This is a genomic window from Bosea vaviloviae (assembly GCF_001741865.1).
Lineage (GTDB): Bacteria > Pseudomonadota > Alphaproteobacteria > Rhizobiales > Beijerinckiaceae > Allobosea > Allobosea vaviloviae.
Genome location: NZ_CP017147.1, coordinates 1,410,176 through 1,434,518, shown reverse-complemented (window position 1 = coordinate 1,434,518; position 24,343 = coordinate 1,410,176). Strand labels below are relative to the sequence as shown.

22 protein-coding genes are annotated in these 24,343 nt (G+C 66.1%); 3 read left to right on the top strand and 19 right to left on the bottom strand.

Translation table 11 applies throughout. The features are described from left to right. Nucleotides 1-50: 50 nt before the first annotated feature. Nucleotides 51-1,328: an NAD(P)/FAD-dependent oxidoreductase gene (locus tag BHK69_RS06745; protein ID WP_069693433.1), complete on the bottom strand. Its 1,278-nt coding sequence runs from the start codon at nucleotides 1,326-1,328 to the stop codon at nucleotides 51-53. Nucleotides 1,329-1,536: 208 nt separating this feature from the next. Between BHK69_RS06745 and BHK69_RS06740 the strand changes: the two genes are divergently transcribed. Beyond that, on the top strand, nucleotides 1,537-2,412 hold the full coding sequence (locus BHK69_RS06740; RefSeq protein WP_069689426.1) for a GNAT family N-acetyltransferase: 876 nt from the start codon (nucleotides 1,537-1,539) through the stop codon (nucleotides 2,410-2,412). A gap of 83 nt (nucleotides 2,413-2,495) precedes the next feature. On the opposite strand, the gene BHK69_RS06735 is transcribed toward BHK69_RS06740, so the two are convergent. The 13 genes from BHK69_RS06735 to BHK69_RS06675 form a co-directional block, all read right to left on the bottom strand. Continuing rightward, entirely contained in the window at nucleotides 2,496-2,972 is a 477-nt protein-coding gene (locus tag BHK69_RS06735) for an Lrp/AsnC family transcriptional regulator (RefSeq protein WP_199579204.1), read from the bottom strand. A gap of 128 nt (nucleotides 2,973-3,100) precedes the next feature. Next, entirely contained in the window at nucleotides 3,101-4,480 is a 1,380-nt protein-coding gene (locus tag BHK69_RS06730) for an aminotransferase class III-fold pyridoxal phosphate-dependent enzyme (protein ID WP_069689424.1), read from the bottom strand. A gap of 51 nt (nucleotides 4,481-4,531) precedes the next feature. Further along, a complete protein-coding gene (locus tag BHK69_RS06725) occupies nucleotides 4,532-4,948 on the bottom strand; it encodes a helix-turn-helix transcriptional regulator (RefSeq protein WP_069689423.1) in 417 nt (138 codons plus the stop codon). 305 nt (nucleotides 4,949-5,253) lie between these two features. Beyond that, a complete protein-coding gene (locus BHK69_RS06720; RefSeq protein WP_069689422.1) occupies nucleotides 5,254-5,850 on the bottom strand; it encodes an NAD(P)-dependent oxidoreductase in 597 nt (198 codons plus the stop codon). Nucleotides 5,851-5,887: 37 nt separating this feature from the next. After that, nucleotides 5,888-6,748 (bottom strand): GNAT family N-acetyltransferase, encoded by an 861-nt coding sequence (locus BHK69_RS06715; RefSeq protein ID WP_069693432.1) that lies wholly within the window; start codon nucleotides 6,746-6,748, stop codon nucleotides 5,888-5,890. Between the two features lie 41 nt (nucleotides 6,749-6,789). After that, the gene (locus BHK69_RS06710; protein WP_069693431.1) at nucleotides 6,790-7,512 is read right to left on the bottom strand and encodes a cupin domain-containing protein; all 723 of its coding nucleotides are present in this window, start codon (nucleotides 7,510-7,512) and stop codon (nucleotides 6,790-6,792) included. Nucleotides 7,513-7,638: 126 nt separating this feature from the next. Continuing rightward, a complete protein-coding gene (locus BHK69_RS06705) occupies nucleotides 7,639-8,664 on the bottom strand; it encodes an SIS domain-containing protein (RefSeq protein ID WP_199579054.1) in 1,026 nt (341 codons plus the stop codon). Next, complete coding sequence (locus BHK69_RS06700; RefSeq protein ID WP_069689420.1) at nucleotides 8,657-9,604, bottom strand: carbohydrate kinase family protein; 948 nt, start codon at nucleotides 9,602-9,604, stop codon at nucleotides 8,657-8,659. The genes BHK69_RS06705 and BHK69_RS06700 overlap by 8 nt, the downstream gene beginning before the upstream one ends. Beyond that, on the bottom strand, nucleotides 9,601-10,677 hold the full coding sequence (locus BHK69_RS06695) for an ABC transporter ATP-binding protein (protein WP_069689419.1): 1,077 nt from the start codon (nucleotides 10,675-10,677) through the stop codon (nucleotides 9,601-9,603). The genes BHK69_RS06700 and BHK69_RS06695 overlap by 4 nt, the downstream gene beginning before the upstream one ends. Continuing rightward, entirely contained in the window at nucleotides 10,677-12,194 is a 1,518-nt protein-coding gene (gene argH, locus BHK69_RS06690; protein WP_069689418.1) for an argininosuccinate lyase, read from the bottom strand. Before argH ends, BHK69_RS06695 begins: the two co-directional genes overlap by 1 nt. Before the next feature lie 4 nt (nucleotides 12,195-12,198). Beyond that, a complete protein-coding gene (locus BHK69_RS06685; protein ID WP_069693430.1) occupies nucleotides 12,199-13,065 on the bottom strand; it encodes a carbohydrate ABC transporter permease in 867 nt (288 codons plus the stop codon). A 20-nt stretch (nucleotides 13,066-13,085) separates the two neighbouring features. Continuing rightward, nucleotides 13,086-14,006 (bottom strand): carbohydrate ABC transporter permease, encoded by a 921-nt coding sequence (locus BHK69_RS06680; RefSeq protein WP_425285561.1) that lies wholly within the window; start codon nucleotides 14,004-14,006, stop codon nucleotides 13,086-13,088. A gap of 185 nt (nucleotides 14,007-14,191) precedes the next feature. Next, on the bottom strand, nucleotides 14,192-15,451 hold the full coding sequence (locus BHK69_RS06675; protein ID WP_069693429.1) for a sugar ABC transporter substrate-binding protein: 1,260 nt from the start codon (nucleotides 15,449-15,451) through the stop codon (nucleotides 14,192-14,194). 170 nt (nucleotides 15,452-15,621) lie between these two features. Here BHK69_RS06675 and BHK69_RS06670 point away from each other — a divergent pair, with 170 nt between their 5' ends. Next, nucleotides 15,622-16,872 (top strand): ROK family transcriptional regulator, encoded by a 1,251-nt coding sequence (locus tag BHK69_RS06670; protein WP_069689416.1) that lies wholly within the window; start codon nucleotides 15,622-15,624, stop codon nucleotides 16,870-16,872. A gap of 3 nt (nucleotides 16,873-16,875) precedes the next feature. Here BHK69_RS06670 and BHK69_RS06665 read toward each other — a convergent pair whose 3' ends face one another. The 5 genes from BHK69_RS06665 to BHK69_RS06645 form a co-directional block, all read right to left on the bottom strand. Continuing rightward, nucleotides 16,876-18,177, bottom strand: a complete 1,302-nt coding sequence (locus BHK69_RS06665; RefSeq protein ID WP_069689415.1) for a four-carbon acid sugar kinase family protein — start codon at nucleotides 18,175-18,177, stop codon at nucleotides 16,876-16,878. Between the two features lie 7 nt (nucleotides 18,178-18,184). Beyond that, the gene (locus BHK69_RS06660) at nucleotides 18,185-19,459 is read right to left on the bottom strand and encodes a ribulose-bisphosphate carboxylase large subunit family protein (protein ID WP_069689414.1); all 1,275 of its coding nucleotides are present in this window, start codon (nucleotides 19,457-19,459) and stop codon (nucleotides 18,185-18,187) included. A 154-nt stretch (nucleotides 19,460-19,613) separates the two neighbouring features. Further along, on the bottom strand, nucleotides 19,614-20,153 hold the full coding sequence (locus BHK69_RS06655; RefSeq protein WP_069689413.1) for a VOC family protein: 540 nt from the start codon (nucleotides 20,151-20,153) through the stop codon (nucleotides 19,614-19,616). A 33-nt stretch (nucleotides 20,154-20,186) separates the two neighbouring features. Then, nucleotides 20,187-22,067, bottom strand: coding sequence for a TRAP transporter large permease (locus BHK69_RS06650; protein ID WP_069689412.1), 1,881 nt, complete (start codon nucleotides 22,065-22,067; stop codon nucleotides 20,187-20,189). 38 nt (nucleotides 22,068-22,105) lie between these two features. Beyond that, nucleotides 22,106-23,137 carry a TRAP transporter substrate-binding protein gene (locus tag BHK69_RS06645; RefSeq protein ID WP_069689411.1) on the bottom strand — a complete coding sequence of 344 codons (1,032 nt, stop codon included), beginning with the start codon at nucleotides 23,135-23,137 and terminating at the stop codon, nucleotides 22,106-22,108. 144 nt (nucleotides 23,138-23,281) lie between these two features. Between BHK69_RS06645 and BHK69_RS06640 the strand changes: the two genes are divergently transcribed. Then, nucleotides 23,282-24,337 carry a LacI family DNA-binding transcriptional regulator gene (locus BHK69_RS06640; protein ID WP_069689410.1) on the top strand — a complete coding sequence of 352 codons (1,056 nt, stop codon included), beginning with the start codon at nucleotides 23,282-23,284 and terminating at the stop codon, nucleotides 24,335-24,337. The last annotated feature ends 6 nt before the right edge of the window (nucleotides 24,338-24,343 follow it).

The following is a 24,343-nucleotide window of genomic DNA, read 5'->3' as shown; positions in this document are numbered from 1 at the left end:
GCGCAGAAAGCTGCGTCAGACGGCCTCCGGAGTAGAGTTTCGGGACAGGCTCATTGGCGCCAGTCCTGGTAGCGGTAGTATGCGCCAACAAAGGGCAGGAACCAGGGCGGGCCGAAATGACCGGGCACGGCCGGCCAGTCGAGCCCCGCCAGCGGGTTCGCCTTGGCGTCGCCGCCCATGACGCGCGCCATGATCTGCCCCATATGCACCGACATCTGCGTGCCATGGCCGCTATAGCCCAGCGCGTAGAACAGGCCGTCGCGCTCGCCGGCGCGCGGCAGGCGGTCCGAGGTCATGTCGACCAGCCCGCCCCAGCAATAATCGATGCGTGTGCCGGCAAGCTGGGGGAAGAGCTCCAGCATCCGCGCCTGCAGGATCGCGCCGCTCTTGGCGTCCGATTTCGGGCTCGACAGCGCAAAGCGTGCCCGCCCACCGAAGATCAACCGGTTGTCGTGCGTCAGGCGGAAGTAATTGCCGATATTCTTGGTCGTCGTCGCGGTGCGCCGCGTCGGCATGATCGAGGTCGCGAGATTATCCGAAAGCGGCTCGGTCGCGATGATGAAGCTGCCGACCGGAACGATGCGCCGCCGCAACCAGGCGAAGGGGCCCTGCCGGGAGGCGCCGGTCGCCAGCAGGACCTGCCCGGCCTCGATCTCGCCACGCGTCGTCACGACCCGATGCGCGTTGCCGTTCAAGCGGTGAAGGCCGGTCACAAGGGCATTCTCAAAGATGCCGGCGCCGCGCCGCGCCGCCGCATTCGCAAGGCCCGCGCCGAAGCGGCCCATATGCATATGGGCGCCGCGCGGGAAGACCAGACCGCCATGGAAGCCGTCCGAGCCGATCTCGCTCCTGGTCTCCTCCGGCCGCACGATGACGAGATCGGGTTCGACCGTGCGCTGCAGCAATTCGGCGCTTTTTTCGAGCTTGGCGAAATGCGCAGGCTTGGCGGCAAGCTTGATCTTGCCGGTGCGACGGAAATCGCAATCGATCGCCTCCTCCGCGACCAGCGCCTCGACCTGATCGACGGCGGCGTCAAAAGCGCGGTAGAGCGCGCTCGCACGTTCAAGCCCGAGACTCGCGGCCAGGCCACCGAGATCATGCGCCGTACCGTTGTTGCAATGCCCGCCATTACGGCCCGACGCCTCGCCAATGACGCGGCCTGCTTCCAATACAGCTACGCTCGCGCCGGATTTCGCCAGCGCCAGCGCCGCCGACAGGCCGGTGAAACCGCCGCCGACGATGGCGACATCGACCTTGCCGGCGAGTGGTCCAGCCGTATCCGCATCGAAACGCGGCGCCGAATCGAGCCAATAGGGTTCCAATTTCATGAGCATACGGGTCCGCGCGTCGGCATGAGCTATCAGGGTCCGTGAAGCGTATCGAGCCAATTCAAGGCAAACGTCGACCCTGGATCAGATCCAGCCCCGCCGCCTCAGCTTGCACCAAGTTAAGCCTCTGTATTGTATGAATTTTACTATTCTCGAATGCTCCCGACGGACCTATACTTACGTTCCATTTCGCACGAGGCCAGCAGCGGTGGTTTACAGAACGGCCAAGCGCAAACTCGACTACGACATCGACATCCGGGCGATGACCGAGGCCGATCTGGTGCAGGCGCATCAGCTTTCGATCGGCGTCGGCTGGCCGCACCGCCCTGAGGATTGGCGGCTGGTGCTCGAGGTCGGACACGGCTTCGTTGCCTGCGACGCGATCGGACGCGCGCTCGGCTCGGCGATGTGGTGGCCCTTCGGCGAGCATTTCGCCACCTGCGGCATGGTCATCACCTCGCCAAGGCTGCAAGCGCAAGGTGCGGGGCGGCGCCTGATGGACACGATCTTCGAACAGTCCGGCGCGCGCGATCTGCGCCTCAATTCGACGAGGGCCGGCTATCGGCTCTATCGCTCGCTCGGCTTCGAGCCGGTCGGGCGCATCTTCCAGCACCAGGGCCGGGCCCAGCTTTCAGAGCTCCCGACAGGGGACGAGATTGCAGTGCGCGACATCGTCGCAGGTGACCGCGAAGCCATCACCCGGCTCGACGGCATGGCCTATGGCGCGGACCGGGCGAGGGTGATCGCGGCCTTGATGGCGCAATCGGCCGGGACGATCGTCGAGCGCAATGGCGAGGTCGTCGGCTTCGCGCTGTGCCGGCGCTTCGGCCGCGGCCATGTCGTCGGGCCGATCGTCGCCGAGGGCGACGCGATGGCGATCGCGCTGACGAGGCCGCATGTCGCCGCGCATGAAGGCGCCTTCCTGCGCGTCGATACCGCCCAGGAGCAAGGCTTGTTCGGCGGCTTCCTCGAAGCCAGCGGCATGACGATCTTCGACAGCGTGACGACGATGATCCGCGGCCGCAATCACGGTGCGCAGGGCGCGGCACGCACCTTCGGACTGGTCAACCAGGCCTTGGGCTGACCTGGCGCTGGGCTGAGCCCTTTGTTTTGTCGCGTTTTCTTCACGCGAACCGGTGTCCACTTCGCTCGAAAACGCTCTGGAGATCAGACTTCGAACAGCACCGGCAGCGGGTAACCCGATTTCTGGATCGGCGTCTTGATGACGATGTAGCTGAAATATTTCGAGATGCCGAGATTACGGTCGAGCAGCGTCTCGATCAGTGACTGGTAGTGCGTCAGCCCGCGCGTCACGAACTTGACCAGATAATCGTAGCCGCCGCTGACCAGATGGCATTCCACCACCTCGTCGACCCGTCGCAGCGCGGTCTCGAAGCGGATGAAATACTCTTTGGTATGGTCGGCCAGCGTGATCTCGGTGAAGACCGTGATGGTCTCACCGAGCTTCTGCAGGTTGATCGTCGCGCCATAGCCGGAAATGAAACCGGCCTGCTCCAGCCGCTTCACCCGCAGCAGGCAGGGGCTTGGCGACAAGCCCACAGCATCGGCCAGGGTGACATTGGTCATCCGGCCATTGTTCTGGAGTTCGACCAGAATCTTCATGTCGATGCGGTCGAGCCGCACGCCCGGTGTCACGACGAAAGCCTCACCATCACGCTCCTCAAGCCGGACATTCCCGTCTCGCCCGCTGGGAGAGCCTAGACGGTTCGGTTGGCCTCGGCAAAGCGAGGATCATGCCGGCATCGCCGCGCTTACCGCAGCTCCGCCTTGACCTCGGGAATGGCGAGCATGTCGTCGAGCGTCTGGCGCAGGCGCGCGACGATCAGGTCGATCTCGCTCTCGCTGCAGCACAGCGGCGGGGCGAGCCCGATGATGTCGTCGCCGAAGGCCCGGAAGATCACGCCATTGGCGTAACCACGCGCAAAGAGATGCTCCGGCAGCCTGGCCGCGCGGGAGAATTTCTCCTTGCTCGCCTTGTCGGCGACGAGCTCGATGCCGGCGAGCAGGCCGCGCGCCCGGACCTCACCGACGAGGGGATGGTCGGCGAGCGTTGCCAGCTTCTTTTCGAAATAAGCGCCGACGCGCTGGCCATTGGCGAGGATGCCGCCCTCGTCATAGAGCCGCAGCACCTCGAGCGCGACGGCGGCCGAAACGGGATGGCCGGAATAGGTCTGGCCATGGCCGACCAGCCCACCGTCGGGGGCATTGTCCTTGATGCCCTTGTAAACCTTCTCGCCGATCGCAAGCGCACCCAGCGGCGCATAGCCCGAGGTCAGTCCCTTCGCCATCGTCATCATGTCAGGCACCACGCCTTCCGCCTCGCAGGCGAACATCGGCCCGGTGCGGCCGAAACCGGTGATAACCTCGTCGGCCAGGAAGAGGATGTCGAGTTCGGCCGCCGTATCGCGCATCGCCTTGAGCCAACCCTTCGGCGGCACGATGACGCCGCCGGAGCCTACGACCGGCTCACAAAAGAAGGCCGCGACATTGTCCGCTCCGAGCTCCTCGACCTTGGCGCGAAGCGAGGCGACGCTGGCCGCGATCACCGCCGCATCGTCGGAACCGGTGGGGTTGCGATAGGCGTAAGGAGCGGCAACGTAGTGGCGGACATGGGAGGGGAAGTCGAAATTGGCGTGGAAGGCCGGCAGCGCGGTGACGCCGGCGCCCGTCGAGCTCGAGCCGTGATAGCCACGCTCCAGCGAGAGGATGGCCTTCTTCGTCGGCCGGCCGGTGACATTGTAGTAGAACTGGATGAGACGCAGCGCGCCGTCGATCGCATCCGAACCGCCCAGCGAGAAATAGATGTGGTTGAGGTCGCCGGGGGTGAGTTCGGCGAGCTTGGCCGCGAGCAGGATCGTCGGCTCGCTGCCGAAGCTGAAATAGCCGGTCGCATAGGGCAGTTCGCGCATCTGCGCGGCTGCCGCCTCGACGATGCTCTCATGCCCATAGCCGACATTGACGCACCAGAGGCCGGCGAAGCCGTCGATCAATTCATGCCCGTCCGCATCCGTGATGAAGGCGCCCTTGGCCGACTTCAGGATGGTGACGCCGCGCTTCTCGTGACCCGCCCAGTTTGCCACCGGGTGGACCCAATGCATGCGGTCGAGAGCTTCGAGCGAATTGACGGTCATGGGCACAGGCCTTGGTGAGTGGATGTACTGGAGCAGGAGGGATCGGGCGCGTCAGACCGCAGCGGCCTGGATATAGGTGCCGCGTGCGGCCCGAGGCCTCTCGGGCTGCGCCAGATCGCGCAGATAGCGACCGGGCGTCACGCCGCAGATGCTCTTGAAATGGCGCGAGAGATGGCTCTGGTCGAAGAAGCCGGCCTCGGATGCGGCCTGCGCCATCGGCACGCCCTCGCGCAGCAGCGCCTTGGCATGGCGAATGCGCCGGTGACAGATGAAGCGATGCGGCGTCAGGCCGACCTGCCGGCGAAACACCGTGACGAAGCGACAGACGCTCAGGCCCGCGAGAACGGCGAGATCCTCGAGATAGACGCTGTCGGTGAAATGCCGCTCGATATGGACAAGCGCACGCCGGATTCCGGGATTGACCCCGGGCGGGAGCTTTTCACCGAGATCAAGAACGGGCTCTTGCATGGATCAGCTTTCCTCGCTCACGGCACTGATGCCGCTTCGTCACAAGGCTAGAGGCAAGCCGCCATGCTGTCGGCGCGACGTGGCGGGCTGCGATGACATCCCCTGCGCTATTGGCTCGCGGCGACAGCAGATCATGCTTTGAGCGCTCACGATCGCCCCATGGGCAATAGACCTACCCACGCAGAGGTGCCTCGGCACGGTGGCCCGCTGGAGCCGGATGATTTCAGATGGCATCACGAAGTGATCCCAGCTGAAATCTGAATCCGTCTCTCATCTAAAAGTGAGAGCAGGATGCCGTCTTCCGGCTAGATCATGCCGGCGATATGGCTGGTGATCAGCACGCGGGGATCGCTCCAGAGCGCATGGCCCTTGGGAAGCTCCGCCTCGGAGGAGACGTCCAGCACAGCGGCCGAAACCTGGCCGTCGTCGAGCGCGGCGTGCAGCGCATCCTGATCGAGATGATCGCGGCCGCCCGCACTCAGCAGCCTCGCACCACGCGGCAGTTTTGCAAAAAGCGCGGCATCGAGGCCGACGCGCGCCTCACCGGCCGGCGGCGGCAGGCACACCAGGATCTCGCTGCGGGCGAGAAATTGCGCCATCTCGTCGGGACCGGCTGAACAGGCGACGCCGTCGATCTCGCACCGCGAACCGCTCCAGCCCGCGACCTGGAAGCCAAAGCCGGCGAGCTTGCGGCAAGCGGCCTCGCCAAGCACACCCAGCCCGAGAACGCCGACTTTGCGGCTCGAAGCCGGCAAGATCCGCATCTGCTGCCAGCCCTGGCTGCGCTGCATGGCGATATAGGGCACGAGGTCGCGATGCAGCGCCAGCACCGACATGGTGACATATTCGACCACGCCATCGACGATGTCCGGCTGGCCGGATTTGGAGAGAAGCGCCATCATGTCCGCCTTGATCCTTTCGCACCCGGCCGGCTGAGACTCAGCCGAGTGCCTGGTTGATCACCGCGTAGAGCCGCGCGGGGCCTGACGGAACCGGTTTCTCGCCGCGCACCATCGAGGTCACGGGGCCTGCAGGTTTCAGGCCGCTTTGCATCAGCCAATCCTCCAGCCCGGTATCCAAGGGAACATCGATCCGCACGAACTGGCCGCGTTGCTCATGCAGCCAATGCGCGATCAGGATTTGCGCGTCGCCGCCATTGGCGGCGACCACCGGGCCGATGACATGCCCCCGGCCGAAACGACGCAAGACGCTGAAGCCGACGGGCTTGCCGTCTCGCTCCAGCACGATGCATTCGCCGCACGCGAGGAGCACCGCGAGCGCCGGTTTGCGCGCCAGTCCCGTCGCCTGCGTATCGAACCGCTCCAACAGCGGCAGGTCATCGGGGCCGCCAAGGCGCAGCGTCTCGCCCGGCTGCAGTACCGGCGCGGCGTTGGCGCGCGATTCGCCATGATACTGGAGCACGCCGCCCCAGGGCACGAAGCCGTTCCTGGCGTAAAGCGGCTCGCCCGCCACCGTGGCGTTGAGCAGTTGCGAGCGCCCCTGCGTCTGTTCGAGCAGCGCGTGTATCAAGCGCTTGCCGATGCCGCCGCCCTGCTGCGCGGGCAAGACGATGATCGAGCCGAGCGTGGCGTGGGTCTCGCCATAGGGCCACCACAGCGCCGACGCCACGATCTCCTCGCCCAGCGTCGCGACGACGCCATGGCCGAGACCGATCAACATCTCCCAATCCTCGACGCGGTGCGGCCAGCCGACGGCGCGCGACAGCGCCTGGCAGGCGGCAGCATCGGCCAGCGCAACCTCGCGCAGGATCAGAGCCTCTTGAGGGGCAGTGTCAGACATGACGGACTCCAGGGCCAGGACCGCGGCGCGAGCGCTCACGCTCAGCCGGCGACCTCCTGCACGACATAGAATTTGGCGACATGAACGCTGCTGTCCCAGGCGCAAGGCGCGCCATGGGCGACGAAGACGCTGTCGCCTTGATCGACGCGCGTGACGGTTCCATCCGGCCCGGTCAGATCGATGCTGCCCGTCACCACATGCATCAGCTCGTTGAGGCGGTGCGGGCGCAAAATCCGGCGATAGGGCGTCGAATCCCAGGTGCCGGCCCGGAAGCGCGTGGCCTCGTCGGTGAAGGCGTTGAAGCTGCGGCATTGCGGCGTCGGCCCGACCAGCGCCTCGACCGGCGGCGCGGCGGAGGGCGAAAGCGGTGCGTCCGCCAGGATCTCCTGCAGACCCGGCGCAGCCGAGCTCGCTCCGCTGGCGGCGCAGAAGACGAGGCGCGTGCCGGGCTCCGCCTCGACCTTCACAGCGGTTCCGCGCGCGATCACGGCGCCGCGGCCAGGCGAAAGCTCCAGGGCGGCCTTTCCGGGCTCGGCAAGACGCAGATGGCCGGCGACGACCACGACGAATTCGGTGTGCGGAAACGCCGCGCTCTCATAGGCACCCGCCAGATTCACCCGGCCCGCAGTCATGGCGTCAGGGCCCATCCAGGCGATGTCGCGCCCAGCGCCGAAGGGGTCGTTCTCGCCCAGCGCGGCCGACCGGAAGGGGGTGGCGAGCGGCGCATCGCCAGCCCGGTTAAGAAGAAGGATTCCTGAGGACATCAGCCGCTGTTCCGTCATTCGAGATGCTTCCGAGCTAACGCGAATAACCCAGCCGTGATTGGACGGTTTTGTCGGCGTGCGCCGGAAGTGCTCCATGCGCGGCTGATCCGGCTCAGAGTGTCCGGGTCAGAGCGTCCGAGTCACCTTGTTGAGATGCGGGGGATTGTCGGGATCGAGCCCGCGCGCAACCGCAAGCGCGGCAATGCCGCCATAGAAAGCCCGCGCCTGGACCAGCGGGGCGAGCGCGGGAGAGACGTTCGACGGCATCGGCAGGGCCGTACCGACATTCCGGCCATGTCCGGCATAGGCGACCTCGGCGCCGAAGCGCGCGAGCGCCGTCGCGACGGACAAGGTGCTGTCGCGCCCCTCATCGGCTGGATCGAGCACGATCGCCGGGAAGCCCAGACCGACCAGCGCCAAGGGCCCATGCAGCACCTCAGCCGCGCTGAAGGCTTCGGCGTGGATGCGGCAGGTTTCCTTGAACTTCAGCGCCATTTCCTGCGCAATGCCGAGGCCGAGGCCACGGCCGATCACATAGAGGCTGGCGGCATCCTTCAGCCCGGCGAACATGGGCGACCAGTCGCAATCGCCCGCCTCAGTGAGCCGCCGCGGCGCCTGCTCCAAGGCGGCGACGAGCGCCTCGTCCTGACTCCAGGCCGCCGTGAGATGAAGGAAGGCGATGCAGGTGGCGAGGAAGCTCTTCGTCGCAGCGACGCTTTTCTCCGGCCCCGCCCGCAGCGGAACCAGCACATCGACCAGGCCCGCCAGCGGCGAAGCCTCGTCATTGACTAAGCCGACCACCAGCGCGCCGCCGCGCTTGGCGGCCTCGGTCAAGCGCAAGGCGTCGGGGCTATGGCCGGATTGCGAGACGGCGATGAACAACGCGCCGGAGAGATCGAGCTTGCCGCCGTAGACCGAGGCGAGGCTCGGGCCGAGCGATGCCACCGGCAAGCCCAGCGTCCGCTCGATCAGGTATTTGCCATAGGTCGCGGCATGGTCCGACGAGCCGCGCGCACAGCTTGCGACGAAGGCGGGTCTTTGCCGGCGCAAGCGCTCGCCAAGCTCTGCCATGACCACGGCATTGCCCATGATCTGCCTTTCGGCGACCAGGGCGGCCTCGGCGGCCTCGCTCGTCAGAAGCGCTTCAGGCATCGATGCGACCATGCTCCTCGAGCAGCGTCTTGCTGATATCGGCGACCCGGCCGCGAGCGAGCCGTATACCGGCGCCGCCCACGCCCTGGACGGAGAGCGTCCCGCAGGCGATCCCCTCGGCAAGGGCCTGGCCCGGTGGACGTCCCGCGATCCAGGCCGCGATGAAGCCGGCATTGAAGGCATCGCCCGCGCCAGTGGTGTCGAGAACCGGGCCGCCCTGTGGCGCGGGCAGGTTCAGGCTCTGCTCGCGCTGGAACAGGCGTGCACCGGCCGCACCATCCTTGACGACGACGACGGGGAAATGACGAGCGAGCCGGCGGCCCGCCTGGTCGAGATCCTCGCAGCCGGCAATCGCCCGGGCCTCGGAGGCGTTGGGCAGGAAGATATCGGTGCCGGTCGAGCGCAGGACGAGATCGGGATCGTGGATCAGGGCGTCGTCCCAGCTCGGATCGAGCGAGACGGTGAGGCCTGCGAGCTTGGCGAGGGAGACCAGTTCCGGACTCTCGGCAAGCGTCGCGAATTCGGCGATGTGCAGATGGCGCGCCTCGGCATCCGCCAAGGCGGCTTCGAGGGTGGTGGGCCGCGCCTTCCCGGCCCGGCGCGACAGGAAGGCGCGTTCGCCTGCTTGCACCATCACCACGGTGGGTTGCGGCCCGGCATCGCAGGCCCGCTCGAGCCAGCGCAGATCGACGCCGCTCTGCTGCAGCGCCGGCGCGATGGCCTCCGACAAGGGATCGGTTCCGATGCGCGCGAGCAGCGCCGCCCGCTCGCCAAGCGATGCCAGATGGGCCGCCGTGATAAAGCCGCCGCCCCCGGGCACGACCGAAACCTCCTTGGCGAAGCGCTCCTCGCCGAGCCTGGGCAGCGCCTCCAACCCGCGGAAGACGAGATCGCAATAGAGCCGGCCGATGCTGAGGACGAGATTGCGTCCGCCGTTCATAGTGCGCGCTCGCTTGCAGCATCGAACAGCGTCAAGGCAGCCACGGGCGCGCCAAGCCGCACGGCATCGCCGACAGCAGGCGGCGACTTGGCGGGAGCCGAGGCCAGGATCAGCCCGCCGCCGAACTCGACATGGACGAAAGTCTCGGAGCCGAGCGGCTCGATCACCGCCACAGTGCCGGTCAGCACGAGATCGGCCGGCTCATCGCCCGCCAGAACGCGCAATTGCTGCGGCCTGACGCCGACAAGGACATCCGCGGGGATCTCCCCTGGGCTGCCCGGCAAGGCGACCGGTTTCTCGCCCAGTGTCAGCGTCGCTAGCCCGGCCTGGGTCGTCACGCACCCAGGCAGGACATTCATGGTCGGCGAGCCGATGAAGCGGGCAGTGAAGACATCGGCGGGCTTCTCGTAAAGCTCCATCGGCGCACCAACCTGGAGGATGCGGCCATCGCGCATCACGACGATGCGATCGGCCAGCGTCATCGCCTCGACCTGGTCATGCGTGACGAAGACGATGGTGGTGCCGAGCCGCTGGTGCAGGCGCTTGATCTCCAGCCGCATCTGCGCGCGCAATTGCGCGTCGAGATTGGAGAGCGGCTCGTCGAAGAGGAAGACCGTGGGATTGCGCACCATGGCGCGGCCGATGGCGACGCGCTGGCGCTGGCCGCCGGACAAGGCCGAGGGCCTGCGCTCCAGCAGCGGCTCCAGCCCGAGAATGCCGGCGACCTGCTCGACCCGCTTGCGCTTCTCGGCCTTGTCGAGCTTGGCGGTATGGAGGCCGAAGCCGATATTCTCGGCGACGCTCATATGCGGGTAGATCGCATAGTTCTGGAACACCATCGCGATGTTGCGATCCTTCGGCTCCAGCCGGTTCACGACCCTGCCGCCGATGCTGATCTGCCCGCCGTCGATGTCCTCCAGCCCCGCGATCATGCGCAGCGTCGTCGACTTGCCGCAGCCTGACGGGCCGACGAAGACGACGAACTCGCCATCGGCGACAGTGAGGTCGATGCCGTGGACGACCTGCGTCGCGCCATAGCGCTTGACCAGCCCTTGAAGTTCGATACCCGCCATTACGCCGTTTCCATCAGAGCGGCGAAGGCCGCGTCGAGTTCCTGCCGTGCAGCCTGTTCGCGCATGGCGATGTCGGCTGCAGCGCCATCAGCCGCATCGAGCCTGGCGCGATAGCCCGCCAGCGCCTTGCCCAGCGCCTGCGGACCCGGCCCGCCGAAGCGCTCACGCACCGCGACGAAGTTCTCCGGCGAGACCACGCCCGCGAAATCGCCTGCCGTCAGCGCCGGCTCACGGCCGGTGTGATGGCGGAAGGCCTCAAGGAAGGGGGCATAGCCATCGCGCGGCAGATCGCCATCGAGCGCGACGACGGCACGCGCGACGCTGGCTGCAATCTCATGCGCGGCTCGGAAGGAGAGCCCCTCGCGGCGCACCAGCGTATCGGCGAGTTCGGTGATGGTGATGCAGGAGCGGCGGATGTTCTCGGCGACACGGCGGCCGTCGACGCTCATCGATGGCAGCAGCGCGGCGAGCAGATCGAGCACGCGCTCGCCCGTGGCGAAGGCCTGGTAGCCGGCCTCGTTGGTCTCGCCTTCCGCGTCGTTCATGTCGGTGAAGGGGGTGTTGTGGACGACGTCCCTGACCAGCCGGGCGCGCGCCATCGCCTGCGAAGAGAGATGGCGCAGATGTTCGATCGGCACCGGATTGCGCTTCTGCGGCATGATCGAGGAGATCTGCACGAAGGCGTTGGGCACATAGAGCTGGCCGACCTCGAAGGCAGTCCAGACCTGGAGATCCTGGATCAACCGGCCGAGATGCAGGAAGACCAATTCGACCGCGCTGTAGGTCGCGGTGACGTAGTCGATCGCGGCGATGCAGCCATAGGAGTTCTCCAATGGCTCGGCGAAACCCAGAAGCTGCGCGACACGGGCCCGGTCGAGCGGGAATCCGGAGGTGGTGATCGCGGCTGCGCCCATCGGCGAAAGGTCGAGCAATTCGCGCGCCTGCATCAATCGCTCATGATCGCGCAGCATCACCTCGATGGCCGCCGCCAGATAATGCCCGAAGGTCGTCGGCTGGGCCGGCTGGCCATGGGTGTAGGCGACGATCAGCGTCGCCTTCTCGCGCTCAGCCAGGGCCAGCGTCGCGGCGATCAGCGCGCGCAGCTTGGCCGCAAGCCGGTCGAGGCGCGGCTTCAGCGCCAGCTTGAACAAGGTATGGTCGATGTCGTTGCGCGAGCGGCCGGTGTGCAGACAGCCAGTGTCGTCGGGGCTGAGCCGCTTGCGCAGCTCCGCTTCGATCAGGAAGAAGAAATCCTCGACCTCGCCGGTATAGCTCAGCGCGGCCGGGTCGATCTCGGCATCGATCTCATCGAGCGCCCTAGCGATACGGCCAGCGGTCTCGCGCGGCAGGATGCCGGTCTCGGTCAGCATGACGAGATGGGCGCGGTCGATGGCGCGGAAACCCTCGACATGGTGCGTCTTGGCCCCGTCGAAGAGCGGGCGCAGCACGGTTTCCTTGTAGACCGGATCGGGGAAGACGGAGGCGTCGCTCAGGCGCGGATCTGCATGTCTGCTCATCGGATCAACCCTTCAGACCGGCCATCACCACGCCGCGCACGATGTAGCGCTGCAGCACGAGGAAGACCGTCAGCGTCGGCAGCGTCGCGAGCGCCGCGCCCGTCATGATCAGCTCCCACTGGATCTGCGACTCCACGGCGAAGCTCGATAGGCCGACGGGCAGCGTGTAGAGTTCCTTGCTGGTGGTCACGATCAGCGGCCAGATGAAGGCCGTCCAATTGCTCAGGAAGGTGAAGATCGCGAGCGCCGAGAGCGCCGGCGTCACCAGCGGCATGGCGATGCGCCAGAAGATCGCAAATTCGTTGAGGCCGTCGACGCGGGCGGCTTCGAGGAAGTCGTCGGGCACCGTCTCGAAGAACTGCTTCATCAGGAAGGTGCCGAAGGCCGTCATCATGCCCGGGAACATGATGCCCCAATAGGTGTCGAGCCAGCCGAAATTCCGGGCCATGACGTACCAGGGAATGACCAGCATCTCGGTCGGGATCATCAGCGTCGAGAGGATCGCCAGGAAGACGATGTAGCGTCCGCGGAACTGGAATTTCGCCAGGGTGTAGCCGACCAGGCTGTCGAAGAAGACGTTCGACAGCGTCACCGCCGTGGCGATGCCCAGCGAATTGCCGAACCAGCGCAGGAAGCGCCCATCGGACAGCACCGTGACATAGTTGTCGAGCGTCGGATGGGCCGGCACCAGTCTGAGATCGTAGACCTCGGAGGCGTCCTTCAGCGAGGTCGAGAACATGAAGAGCAGCGGCGTGATCATCAGCACGCCGCCCGCGAGCAGCAGCAGCCAGATGGCGATGCGGCCGGGCTGGAAACGGCCAGACTTGGCAAGAGCAGACTTGGCAAGAGCAGACTTGGCAAGAGCTGGCATGGCAAAGGACAGCGCGGCCATCAGCGGTCCCTCAGCAGGCGCAATTGCAGGAAGGAGACGGCGAGCAGGACGAGGAAGAGCACCACCGTCTGCGCCGCCGCATAGCCCATCTCGAAGGAGGAGAAGGCGGTCTGGTAGATCATCAGCACCAGCGGCTTGGTGGCGTTCAGAGGCCCGCCGGGATCGCCGCTCGTCATGTTGTAGACCTGGTCGAAGATGCGCAGGAAGCCGATCGAAGAGAACACGACGAGGAAGATGATCGTCGGTTTCAGCAGGGGAATCGTGATCCGGCGCAGGATCGTCAGATTGGAGACGCCGTCGATGCGGGCCGCCTCGTAATAGGTGTTCGGGATGGCGCGCAGGCCGGCGAGGAAGATCACCACCTGGAAGCCCAGCCCCGCCCAGATTGCCGGCGCCAGCACCGAGGGCAGAGCCTGGCTGGTCGAACGCAGGAAGGGCTGCTGCGGCAGGCCGAAGCTTGAGAGCAGATCGTTGATCATGCCGATCGGCACCGGCTGGTAGAACCAGCGCCAGACCCAGGCCATGGCAGCCGCCGTCGTCAGGAAGGGCAGGAAATAGAGCGCCCGGATGAAGCCGTGCAGGAAGCGGACGCGGTCGAGGTGATAGGCGATGGTGAAGGCCAGGATCAGGCTCACCGGCGTGCCGATGGCGAGATAGAGCACGGTGTTGCGAAAGACCTGCCAGAACACGACATCGGCCCAGAGCCGCTGGAAGTTCGACAGCCCGACGAATCCGGGCTTGGAGAACAGGTTCCAATTGGTCGTCGACAGATAGAACGCCTCGACCGTCGGATAGAAGCGGATCAGCGCATAAAACAGGATCGGGACGGCCAGGAAGGCCCAGGCCCAGACGACCTGCTTCCGGCGCAGGGAGAGCCCGCCCCAAAAGCGGCCGCCGGAGATTTCCTGTTGGATTGGCATGCTCATAACGACGAGATCTGACTCTAGGGGAAACTGTTTTGGCTCGCCTCGCCACGTCATTCCGGGCGGAGCGAAGCGGAGGCCCGGAATCCATCGGAGGGTTCCGGAGCTCTAGGATGGATTCCGGATCGGGGCGGCTTCGCCGCTTGTCCGGAATGACGACGCGGTTCCGAGGAAACTCGCCCCTACTTCTTGTAGAACTTGTCGAGGATCGCCTGTTCGGCCTTGGCTGCATCGGCGAGCGAGGCCTTGGCGTCCTGGTTCTGGATCAGCACGCGGTTGATCATGTCGAGCGAGACCTGGCGCTGGCCCATCTCGTCGACGAAGACCGTGGCATGGGAATAGTTCAGCGCCTTCAGGAAAGGCCCGTAGATCGGGTGATTCAGGTTCTTCTCGGTCTCGGCCGCGGCCTTGCGGGCCGGCAGTTCGCCGACGGTCTCGAGCCAGAGCTGCATCGCTTCCGGCGTGGTGACGAAGGCCATGAACTTCTTGGCGGCTTCGAGCTTCTCGCCGGTGGGCTTGGCGGTGATGGCGTTGACCCAGTAGCTGGCGAAGTTCGCCTTCTTGCCGTCGGCGCCCGCCGGCAGTTCGGCGACGCCCCATTCGAAGGCCTTGATCGCTCCGAACCCGCCGAGCCGGAACGAGCCGTCAATGGTCATCGCGGCGCGGCCGGCGCGGAAGGCGGCCTGACCTTCATCCATGAAGCCGACCTGGCCGACCTTGTGGACGCGCTGGAGATCGGCATACCAGTTCAGGGACTTGGCGCCGGCCTCGCTGTCATAGGTGACCTTCCGGTTGTCGTCGCTATAGGGCGCACCGCCATTCTGGCGCAGCAGCGTCTCGCGCCACCAATGATAGTCCTGCCCGGGGAAATCGAGCGTGATGCCGGCCGAGAGCATGTTGCCGGCAGCGTCGCGCTTGGTCGTCTTCTTGGCCGCGTCGAGGAGTTCGTCGATCGTCGCGGGCGGCTTGGCGGGATCAAGCCCCGCCTCCTGGAACAGCTTCTTGTTGTAGAACAGCGCCAGCGAGCGCACCGCGGTCGGCAGGCCGTAATACTCGCCATCGCGCTTCATCGCGGAGACGATCGGATAGAACTCCTTCTCGATCATCGCAGGCGGAAAGGCGTCGCGCGGCAGCGGCTGGATGAATTTGGCGGCGACGAAATTGTCGAGCCAGCCATAGAACAGCTGCACCACATCCGGCCCCTGGCCGGCGGGAACGGCGGCCGCAATCTTGGTCTGGTAATCGGCATAGGGGAAGGTCGTGTGCTTGACCTTGATATTGGGATTGGCAGCCTCGAACCGCTTGATCAGCTCGTTCATCGCCTTGATGCGAGCGTCGAAGACATATTGCCAATATTCGATCTCGACCGTCTGAGCCGCCGCGCCGGTGACCGCACCGAACGAAACCAGCAGACCCAACAGCATTCCTCGAAAGCCGCGCATGATCCTCTCCCCTGTCGTGACGACGCCTGTGCCCTTGCCCTCGAATTCGGCATTCAAGACGTGCGAGCGTCATGCTCGCTCCAGCCCCGCCATCCTGTCAATCGATTAATTCACTTGAGTTGGATTAATCGAAAGCGCAGCCTGTCGATCTCAACAAGCACTGGCCCATCATGCCTCACCGCCGCTCTCCCCCGTCCCGCAGCGTCGCCGTCGGCACCAATCCCGAGCGAACGCGCAGTCATAACCGCCGCGTGGTACTGGAGACGGTGCGCCAGCACGGCCGGCTCGGCCGCTCCGACATCGCCGCCCTGACGCGGCTGACGGCGCAGGCGGTCTCGAACATCGTCGCGGAGCTGGTCGGCGAAGGTTTCCTGATCGAGTTGGGGCGCCGGCGCACGGCGCGCGGCCAGCCGCCGATGGAGCTCGCGGTCAATGCCGATGGCGGCATGACCGCCGGCATGGAGATCGCGGCCGACCACATCACCACCGTCCTGGTCGATCTCGCCGGCGAAGTCCGGGCGCAGCGCATCGTGCCTTTGGGCGATTCCGCGCTCGAGGCCGTGCAGGTGCTCGCCGCTGCCGAACTCGCCCTTGCCCGCACCGGGACGGGATTACCGCGCCGCCTGCTCGGCTGCGGTGTAGTGATGCCGGGCCCGTTCGAGATCGAGGGGATGAGCTCGGTCGGCTCATCACCGCTGCCGGGCTGGGCCGGGCACGATGCCGGCCAGCTCCTGTCATTGGCGTTGCAGACACCCGTCACGATCGAGAACGACGCGACGGCGGCCGCCGTCGGCGAGCATCTGCACGGGCTGGGGCGAAACCTGCGGCATTTCTGCCTGATCTATTTCGGCGCGGGCCTGGGGCTCGGCACCATCATCGGCGGGCAGCCCTATCGCGGCGCCTTCGGCAATGCCGGCGAGATCGGCCATATCCCTGTCGTCCAGAACGGGCTCGCTTGCGCCTGCGGCGGCCAGGGCTGCCTCGAACGCTATGCCTCGACCCATGCGTTGAGCGAGGCCCTGCGCGCCGCCGGGATTGCGCATGCCGGCCCCGACGAGGTCGCGCGGCTGCATCTGGCCGGACACCCCGCCGTGTTGGGCTGGATCACGGAAGCGGCCCGACTTCTCGCGCCGATGCTGGTGATGCTGGAAAACCTGTTCGACCCGGAGACCATCATCCTGGGCGGCGGCTTGCCGGATGGCGTCATCGACGCCTTGATCGACGCGATGTCGCCTTTCGCCGTCTCGGTCTCGAACCGCTCCGGCCGCAGCGTGCCGCGCGTGCAGCGTGGCGCGACCGGCAGGCTCACCGCGGCGCTCGGCGCGGCCGCCTTGCCGCTGCTCGACACGATGACGCCGAAACTCGACCGCACCGTTCTGCATGAGCAGGACGAAACCGCGGCGGCGGAAGAGGCCTCCTAACGATCAGCCGGCGGTCGCTCTCGCGAAGAAATCGACCGGTCCCATCTGGCCGCCCTTCAGGACGATATCGAGATCGTCCAGGCGAGGATCATCGCTATGGGTCCGGCAGAGCGGCGCGCCCGAAGCGAGCGGACCGCGATAGGACAGCCCCCAGATATCGAGCGATTTGACGGCGAGGCTCGACGTGTCGCCGCCGGCCACGACGAGCCGGGACAGGCGCGCTTGCGCAATGATGCCGCGCAGCAGCAGGCCGGTTGCCGCCGCGACGCTGCCGGCATTCTCCGGAGCCTGCGACGGACGCTCGGTGATCAGCATGACATGGCCCTCCGCCAATCGCCGGAGAGCCTCCTGCCGCAACGCCTCGGCATAGGCTGCGTCATCGAGGAGCCTGCGCGGCTCGATCGCCAGCTTCGCAAAGCCCGTCGCCACCTCGACCTGCGCCCGGGTCACGGGCGAAAGACTGCCAACCAGCGCCAGCACGGGACCATCGCGCCGCCAAGGAGCGCCCCTCGCATCAGGAACGGCCCTCGCACCCGCAACCTCGTCCTGGACACCCCACAAGCCAGCCAGCGCCTGGGCGACGGAGCTCGGACCGACGGCAAGCATCGGCTGCGCCTGCGCCCGCTGCGAGATCAGCTTGCCGATGACCGGGAGATCGGAGGCGCGGGCGATATCGAGCAGGACCGCGCCAGGCTCGGTTGCGAGACAGGCCATGAGCGCATCCTCCGCCCCGTCATCCCAATTGCGATAGTCGAGCAGGGCGATCCGCTCCAGCCCTTGCGCCGTGAGATGCCGGCGCAGATCCGCCTCCGCCATTGGCGTGACCGGATGGACGCTCATCGTCGGATGACGGTCGATCCTGTGGACCACGCCGCCGATGCCGGCCGCGGCGAAGAGGTTTCCGAACAGGCAGTAGCGGCCGAGATTGGGCTGCCCGCCGAGGATCGGCAGGAAAGGGTTTTGGAAATATGGGCGCAACGCCTTCACCGCCGCGCCGATGCTGCCGATAAGCGGGGCGCTGTCGAAGGTCGAGCAGCATTTATAGTGCAGCAGCGCGACGCCTTGCCCGGCGAAGAAGCGGCCGGCCTCGTCGAGCTCGGCGGCCATCGCGACGGGTTCCATCGAGCGGGTCGCCCCGGCGATGCCGATGGCGTCGAGCGGGCCGGCAGCGATCAGTTGCTCCGGCGTCGGAATCCGCAGGAACAGCAGCGCGCGCCGTCCCTGTTCCGCCAGCGCCGACAAGGTGTCGGTCGCTCCGGTGAAATCGTCGCCGTACCAGCCATAGAGCGGTGATGGGTTTGTCATCAGGGCCTCAGCCAGCGAGCTTGCCGAAGAAATCGAGCGCCTGCCGCAACTCGCCCTGCGTCCTGGCGGCCTCCTCCAGCGAAATGCCCGCCATCACCGCGTCCCAGGCCTGGCGGATGCTGACCACGCCGGCCGCCGGTCCTCCGGGATGGGCGAGGATGCCGCCGCCGGCCATGAAGAGCAGATCGGAATGGCCGATCGCATCCCAGGTCGGCTGGGCCGTGCCGGCCCATTGGCCCGAGGAGAAGGCCGGCATGACGCGGTCATCGATGCCCGCGCTCAACGGCGTCACGCAGTCCCTGGCGGAGGAAACGACCTCCTCGTCCTCCTGCGCGAATTTTCCCTGCAGGCCGTGGACATGCATGTGATCGACGCCGGCGAGCCGCCAGAGCGTCTGATAGGCCTGGAAGGAGATACCGAGCATGGGATGGCGCGAGAGCGCGCCATAGCCGTTGCGATGGCCGTGCACAGCGAGATCGGTCGAACGGCGCAGCGTCTCCATTGCCGAGAACCCGCACCAGTTCAGGCTCGTCATGACGCAGGTGCCGCCCTCGCGTGCCACAAGATCGGCATGGCGGCGCATCGCGTCGGTCTCGTCGGTGATGTTGAAGGCGACCATCACCGCCTTGCCGGTACGATCCTGATGGCGACGCACGGCGGCCATCACCGCCGGCACGCGCTGCGCCAGCGGCGCATGGACGGGATCGGCAGAGATCTCGTCATCCTTGATGAAATCGAGGCCTGCCTCGCAGAGCTTGGCGACGAGCGCCGCCGTCTCCTCCACGCTCAGGCCGACATTGGGCTTGATGATCGAGCCGACCAGCGGACCTTGTGGAACACCCGTCAGCCGGCGTGTCCCAGCGATGCCCTGGCTCGGCAGCGGGAAGCGGCTGCGGAAGGAGGCGGGCAGCGTGATCGTGTCGAGCCTGAGGCCCGTGACCTCGCCGAGATCATAGAGATTGCCGGCAACGATCGCAGCCAGGGTCGCCAGATTGGCGCCGACATTGTCGACTGGGAACGAGATCGCGACACGGGCCCGCCGCCAGGGACCGGAGACGCCTTTGCGGGCGAGCCAGGCATTGGGCAGGCTCGGCGCGGCGACCGTTTCAAGCTCTTCGACCTTGGTGACGACGGCGCTCGCCCGTTCGCGCAATTCGTCGGTCTCGCCGGCGACGCGCGTGAAGGTGCCGCTGGACTGCTCGCCCGCCATCACCTGCGCCACCTTCCTCGGATCGAGCGGTGTCTCGATCAGATAGGTCGCCTCGAAGCGTTCGCTGGTCATCTCGTCGATCCATCATTCGGCTTGCCATTGTTCGGCCTGCCGTCATTACACGAACGCGCGGCCGAATAAGCAATCCGGGGAACCGCCTGCGAGACGCAGGATGGCTTCACCGCGCTCGCAATGACGGGGAAGGCGCCGTCTCGCCGTCCGGCCCTCAGAGCTTGCTGAGATCGGGGAATGGACGCACGGGATCCTTGCCGTCCCAACTCTCGGCGGCCTCGCGGATCAGGCGGAACATCTCGCCCTTGGGGCCGGCGACCTCCGACAGCTCGATCACGGTGCCGGGGTGGTAATGCGTGTCGAAATAGATGAAGCGGCCGCGTTCGCCGACTTCGCCTGACATCACCGGCTTGAAGCCCTGCGCGATCAGGCGTTCGAGATCGGCATCATAGCTGTCGGTCCAATAGGCGACATGCTGCAGGCCGCTATGCCCGGCTTGGGTGAAGTCGCGATACATCGAGGGCACATCGTTGCGGCATTGGATCAGTTCGATCTGGAGCGGCCCGGAATTGGCCAGCGCGACCGAATTATGCGGCTCGTAGCTCTCACCCTTGTAGCGGTAGTTTTTGATCGGAACCTTCGGGTTGTAGAAGAACGGTCCGACGCCGAGGACACGGCTCCAATAGTCCATCGCCGCCTCGATATCGGGGACGACATAGCCAGCCTGGCGGATCTGGCCGAAGAAGCGGCTCATGGGAATGCCTCGCGTTCGAAGAGCGGTGAAGGGTCAGAATTTCAGGAAGCCGGTGGAGATCCACGGCACGGCGGCGACCACGACGAGGCCGATCAGCAGGGCCAGCATGTAGCCCCAGATGTATTTCAGGCCCTCGTCGGGATTGATCTTGCTGATCGCGCAGGCGCCGTAATAGCCAACGCCGAAGGGCGGCGCGAAAAGGCCGATGCCCATCGCGAAGATCACCACCATGGCGTAGTGCACCTCATGCACGCCGACCTGCTTGGCGATCGGGAACAGGAGCGGCCCGAACAGCACGATCGCCGGGATACCCTCCAGCACGCTGCCGAGGATGATGAAGGCGACGATCGAGATCGCCAGGAAGCCCCAGGTTCCGCCCGGCACGGCCGCCATGATCTTCGCCAGATCCTGCGAGAAGCCCGACTGGGTCAGGCCCCAGGCCATGGCCGTGGCGCAACCGACGATGAAGATGATCGCGCCCGTCAGCGAGGCCGTATCGACCAGCATGCGCGGCAGCCGGCGCCAGTCGAACTGGCGATAGACCAGAAGTCCCATCACGACGGAATAGGCGATACCGATGGTCGAGACTTCGGTCGCCGTCGCCACACCCTCGACGACCGCGGCGCGAATGACGAAAGGCAGCGAGACGGCCGGCAGCGCGACCAGAGCGAGCTTGCCGATCTCGCGTTTTGAATAGCGCGCGACATGGCTGAGATCCTCGCCGCGATAGCGCCACCAGATCACGAAGCAGAGCGCGACGCCGAGTACGACACCGGGCAGCATGCCGCCGGTGAAGAGCGCGGCGATCGAGACGCCGGTCACCGAGCCGATGGTGATCAGCACGATCGAGGGCGGAATCGTCTCGGTCTGTGCGCCTGTCGCCGAGAGCAGGGCGACGAGATCGCCGGGCTTGGCGCCGCGCTTCTGCATCTCCGGGAAGAGCACCGGCGCGATCGCGGCCATGTCGGCGATCTTCGAGCCCGAGATGCCCGAAACAAGGTACATCGCCCCGACCAGCACATAGGACAAGCCGCCGCGGACATGGCCGAGCAGCGAAGCGAGGAACTGGATCATGGCGCGGGCCATGCCGGTCATCTCGATCAGCGCGCCCAGGAAGATGAAGAGGGGCACGGCGAGCAGGATGAGATGGCTCATGCCCTCGTCGAGCCGGCCGACCATGACGATCAATGGCGTCGCGGTAGTGAGCGCGAGGTAGCCGAAGGTGGCGAGCGCGAAGGAAAAGGCGATCGGCACGCCGGAGAAGACGTTGAGCGCCACCACCCCGACGAAGAAGACCACGAGGTTGAGCTTGCCGAGCGGCTTCAGCATGGGGCCGGCAAGCCAGAACAGCAGCACGAAGGCAACTGTGAGGCCGAGCGCCAGCAGGACAGGCCTGAGCGAACCGAAACGCAGCAGGCGGAAACACGCCGCCAGCAGCATCAGCCCCATGCCGACGGGTATAGCCGCCGCGCGCCAGGCATTGGTGATCTCCAGCGCCGGGGTGACGATGAACCGCTCCTCCTCGGCATATTCCAGCGCATGGGGCAAAATCATCAGCAGGAAGGCGATCGAGGCGGTGATCGCCAGCGCCTCCAGAAGGCTGCGCGCCCCTGGCCCGACACGGCTGACGAGGCCGGTCATGCGCATATGCTCGCCGCGCCGGAGCGCAACGACCGCGCCCAGCATCGACAGCCACAGGAACAGGATCGAGGCCAGCTCATCCGACCAGATCAAGGGCTTGTGGAAGACATAGCGCGCCGTCACGCCCGCCCCGAGGATGACGATCTCGATCAGGACGAGCGCGGCCGCCACCGCCTCGACGAAGCCGCCGACCGCACGGTCGAGCTTGCCGGCGAGATGCGCAATGCCCTTCTCGGGGAGAGGCGCAGGCGACAGCGCCGCGTGTCCATGCATGACTGAGTTCTCCATCGCTCGGCCGCGACGCGCCGGCCTCAGGCCAGCTTGCCGACGGCGCCTTCGAGCAGCCCCCAAGCCTCGTCCCCGAAGCGCGCCTGCCAATCCTTGTAGAAGCCGGCCTCGCGCAGCTTGGCGCGGAAGGAATCGGGATTGGTCTTGTTGAAGGCGAGGCCCTTGGACTGGAGATCAGCCTGGACCGTTTCGTTGAGGCCCTTGATATCGGCGCGCTGCTTGACGCCGGCCTCGTTGATGGCGTCGCTGACGATCGTCTTGACGTCGGCCGGCAGGGCGTTCCAGGCGCGGCCATTGGCGATGAACCAGAAACCGTCCCAGATATGGTTGCTGACGGCGCAGTTCTTCTGCACCTCATAGAGCTTGGCGACCTGGATGATCGGAAGCGGGTTCTCCTGCGCGTCGACGATCCTGGTCTGGAGCGAGGAATAGACCTCGCTGAACTGCAGGCTGGCGGGAGCGGCTTCCAGCGCCTTGAACATCGCGATCGAAAGCGGGCTCACCGGCACGCGGATCTTCAGGCCCGCCATGTCCTTGGCGGTCTCGATCGGCTTGCCTGATGTCGTCATCTGGCGGAAGCCGTTGTCCCACATCTTCTCGAAGGCGAAGAGGTTCACCTTGGCGATCGCGGCGCGGACATGGGCGCCGAGCGCGCCGTCCATCGCCTTCCAGACCTGGTCGTAATCGGCAAAGGCGAAGCCGACCGCATTGATCGCGGCGACAGGCACCAGCGTCGCGATCACCAGCGCGGACGGCGTGAAGAAGGTGATGCCGCCATTGCGGACCTGGCTCAGCATGTCGGTGTCGCCGCCAAGCTGGTTGTTGGGGAAGATCTTGATTTCGACCCGGCCGTTGGTCTTCGCCTTGATCTGTTCGGCAGCCTCGGCGGCGCGCACGTTCAAGGGATGGCTGAGCGGCAGGTTGTTGCCGTATTTCAATTCGATCTCGGCGGCGCGCGCGATATGCGGCATGCCTATCAAGGGCATGCCGATGAGGGGAATGGCCGGCGTGGCGGCAAGCGTGCGCAGCACCGTGCGGCGGGTCAATGACGTCATTGTATCCTCCCTGGATCGCCTTGCGACCTGATTGATTGTCGTCTTCTTGCCAAAACGATAGGAATTGCCGATGAGGTCCGTCAAACTCATTCTCTGATGGTTTTTGATTGGATTTGAATGCCCCTCTCTCAGAATGACAACGCTATGGACGAGGCTGCGGAGAGCCTGCCGCGCCGCCGACTCATGGCGCGGATGGACGATGTGGCGCGGCTCGCCGGCGTCTCGAGCGCGACCGTCGACAGGGTTTTGAATCAGCGCCCCGGCGTGCGCGCGGTCACGGTGCAGCGCGTCCTGAAGGCGGCCGGCGAGCTCGGCTACGTCATGGATGGCGCCCTGCCGGCCAGCGCGCTCAAGCCCTTGCGTCTCGCCTTCCTGATCCCCGCCGGCACGAACCGCTTCCTCGGCATGCTCGGGCGCTTGATCGGCAGCTCTCAGGACCAGCTCGCCTCGTTCAACATGCGGGCGCGCGTCGATTATATCGAGAGCTTCAAGCCCGAATTACTGGCCCAGCATCTGCGCCGCATCGGACGCGATGTCGACGGCATCGCCTTCATGGCGTTGGAGCACCCGACGGTGCGCGAAGCGGTCGACTGGCTGGCCGAGCGCGGCGTGCCGACGGTGACGCTGATCTCCGACATCGCCAAGACGCGGCGCGTCGCCTATGTCGGGCTCGACAACCGCTCGGCTGGCCGCTCGGCCGGCTACCTGATCGCCCGCTTCATCGGGGCCAAACCCGCCAAGGTCGCGATGATCGCCGGCAGCCTGAGCTACCGCGCCCATGAAGAGCGCGAGATGGGCTTCCTGCATCTGTTCGAGGAGCTCTTCCCGGCGATCGAGGTCGTCGGCCTGCGCGAGGGCCATGACGACGAGGCCAGAAATTATCGCCAGACCAAGACCCTCCTGGCGCAGCACCCCGATCTCGCGGGCATCTACAATATCGGCGGCGGCCCCGAAGGCATCGCCAGGGCGCTGAAGGAGGCCGGCCGGCAGCACGAGGTCGTCTTCGTCGGCCATGGCCTGACGGCGGAGACGCGGGCCCTGCTCATCGAGGGCGCGATGGATGCGGTCATCACCCAGAATCCGCAGACGGCGCTGATGGATTGCGTCGCGATCTTCGCCAATCTGCGCGCCGGGCGGCCGGCCCTGCACGGCACGGCAAGCCCACGCACCGAGATCATCCTGCGCGAGAACCTGCCGTGAGAGGCC

Bases quoted from the DNA above. Each gene is read 5' to 3' on its own strand.
- BHK69_RS06710 (WP_069693431.1), bottom strand. From the start codon at position 7,512: ATGTCCTCAGGAATCCTTCTTCTTAACCGGGCTGGCGATGCGCCGCTC.
- BHK69_RS06670 (WP_069689416.1), top strand. From the start codon at position 15,622: ATGCCTCACCGCCGCTCTCCCCCGTCCCGCAGCGTCGCCGTCGGCACC.
- BHK69_RS06700 (WP_069689420.1), bottom strand. From the start codon at position 9,604: ATGAACGGCGGACGCAATCTCGTCCTCAGCATCGGCCGGCTCTATTGC.
- BHK69_RS06745 (WP_069693433.1), bottom strand. From the start codon at position 1,328: ATGAAATTGGAACCCTATTGGCTCGATTCGGCGCCGCGTTTCGATGCG.
- BHK69_RS06685 (WP_069693430.1), bottom strand. From the start codon at position 13,065: ATGCCAGCTCTTGCCAAGTCTGCTCTTGCCAAGTCTGCTCTTGCCAAG.
- BHK69_RS06730 (WP_069689424.1), bottom strand. From the start codon at position 4,480: ATGACCGTCAATTCGCTCGAAGCTCTCGACCGCATGCATTGGGTCCAC.
- BHK69_RS06705 (WP_199579054.1), bottom strand. From the start codon at position 8,664: ATGCCTGAAGCGCTTCTGACGAGCGAGGCCGCCGAGGCCGCCCTGGTC.
- argH (WP_069689418.1), bottom strand. From the start codon at position 12,194: ATGAGCAGACATGCAGATCCGCGCCTGAGCGACGCCTCCGTCTTCCCC.
- BHK69_RS06645 (WP_069689411.1), bottom strand. From the start codon at position 23,137: ATGACGTCATTGACCCGCCGCACGGTGCTGCGCACGCTTGCCGCCACG.
- BHK69_RS06640 (WP_069689410.1), top strand. From the start codon at position 23,282: ATGGACGAGGCTGCGGAGAGCCTGCCGCGCCGCCGACTCATGGCGCGG.
- BHK69_RS06675 (WP_069693429.1), bottom strand. From the start codon at position 15,451: ATGCGCGGCTTTCGAGGAATGCTGTTGGGTCTGCTGGTTTCGTTCGGT.
- BHK69_RS06665 (WP_069689415.1), bottom strand. From the start codon at position 18,177: ATGACAAACCCATCACCGCTCTATGGCTGGTACGGCGACGATTTCACC.
- BHK69_RS06720 (WP_069689422.1), bottom strand. From the start codon at position 5,850: ATGATGGCGCTTCTCTCCAAATCCGGCCAGCCGGACATCGTCGATGGC.
- BHK69_RS06655 (WP_069689413.1), bottom strand. From the start codon at position 20,153: ATGAGCCGCTTCTTCGGCCAGATCCGCCAGGCTGGCTATGTCGTCCCC.
- BHK69_RS06680 (WP_425285561.1), bottom strand. From the start codon at position 14,006: ATGCCAATCCAACAGGAAATCTCCGGCGGCCGCTTTTGGGGCGGGCTC.
- BHK69_RS06695 (WP_069689419.1), bottom strand. From the start codon at position 10,677: ATGGCGGGTATCGAACTTCAAGGGCTGGTCAAGCGCTATGGCGCGACG.
- BHK69_RS06725 (WP_069689423.1), bottom strand. From the start codon at position 4,948: ATGCAAGAGCCCGTTCTTGATCTCGGTGAAAAGCTCCCGCCCGGGGTC.
- BHK69_RS06715 (WP_069693432.1), bottom strand. From the start codon at position 6,748: ATGTCTGACACTGCCCCTCAAGAGGCTCTGATCCTGCGCGAGGTTGCG.
- BHK69_RS06660 (WP_069689414.1), bottom strand. From the start codon at position 19,459: ATGACCAGCGAACGCTTCGAGGCGACCTATCTGATCGAGACACCGCTC.
- BHK69_RS06650 (WP_069689412.1), bottom strand. From the start codon at position 22,067: ATGCATGGACACGCGGCGCTGTCGCCTGCGCCTCTCCCCGAGAAGGGC.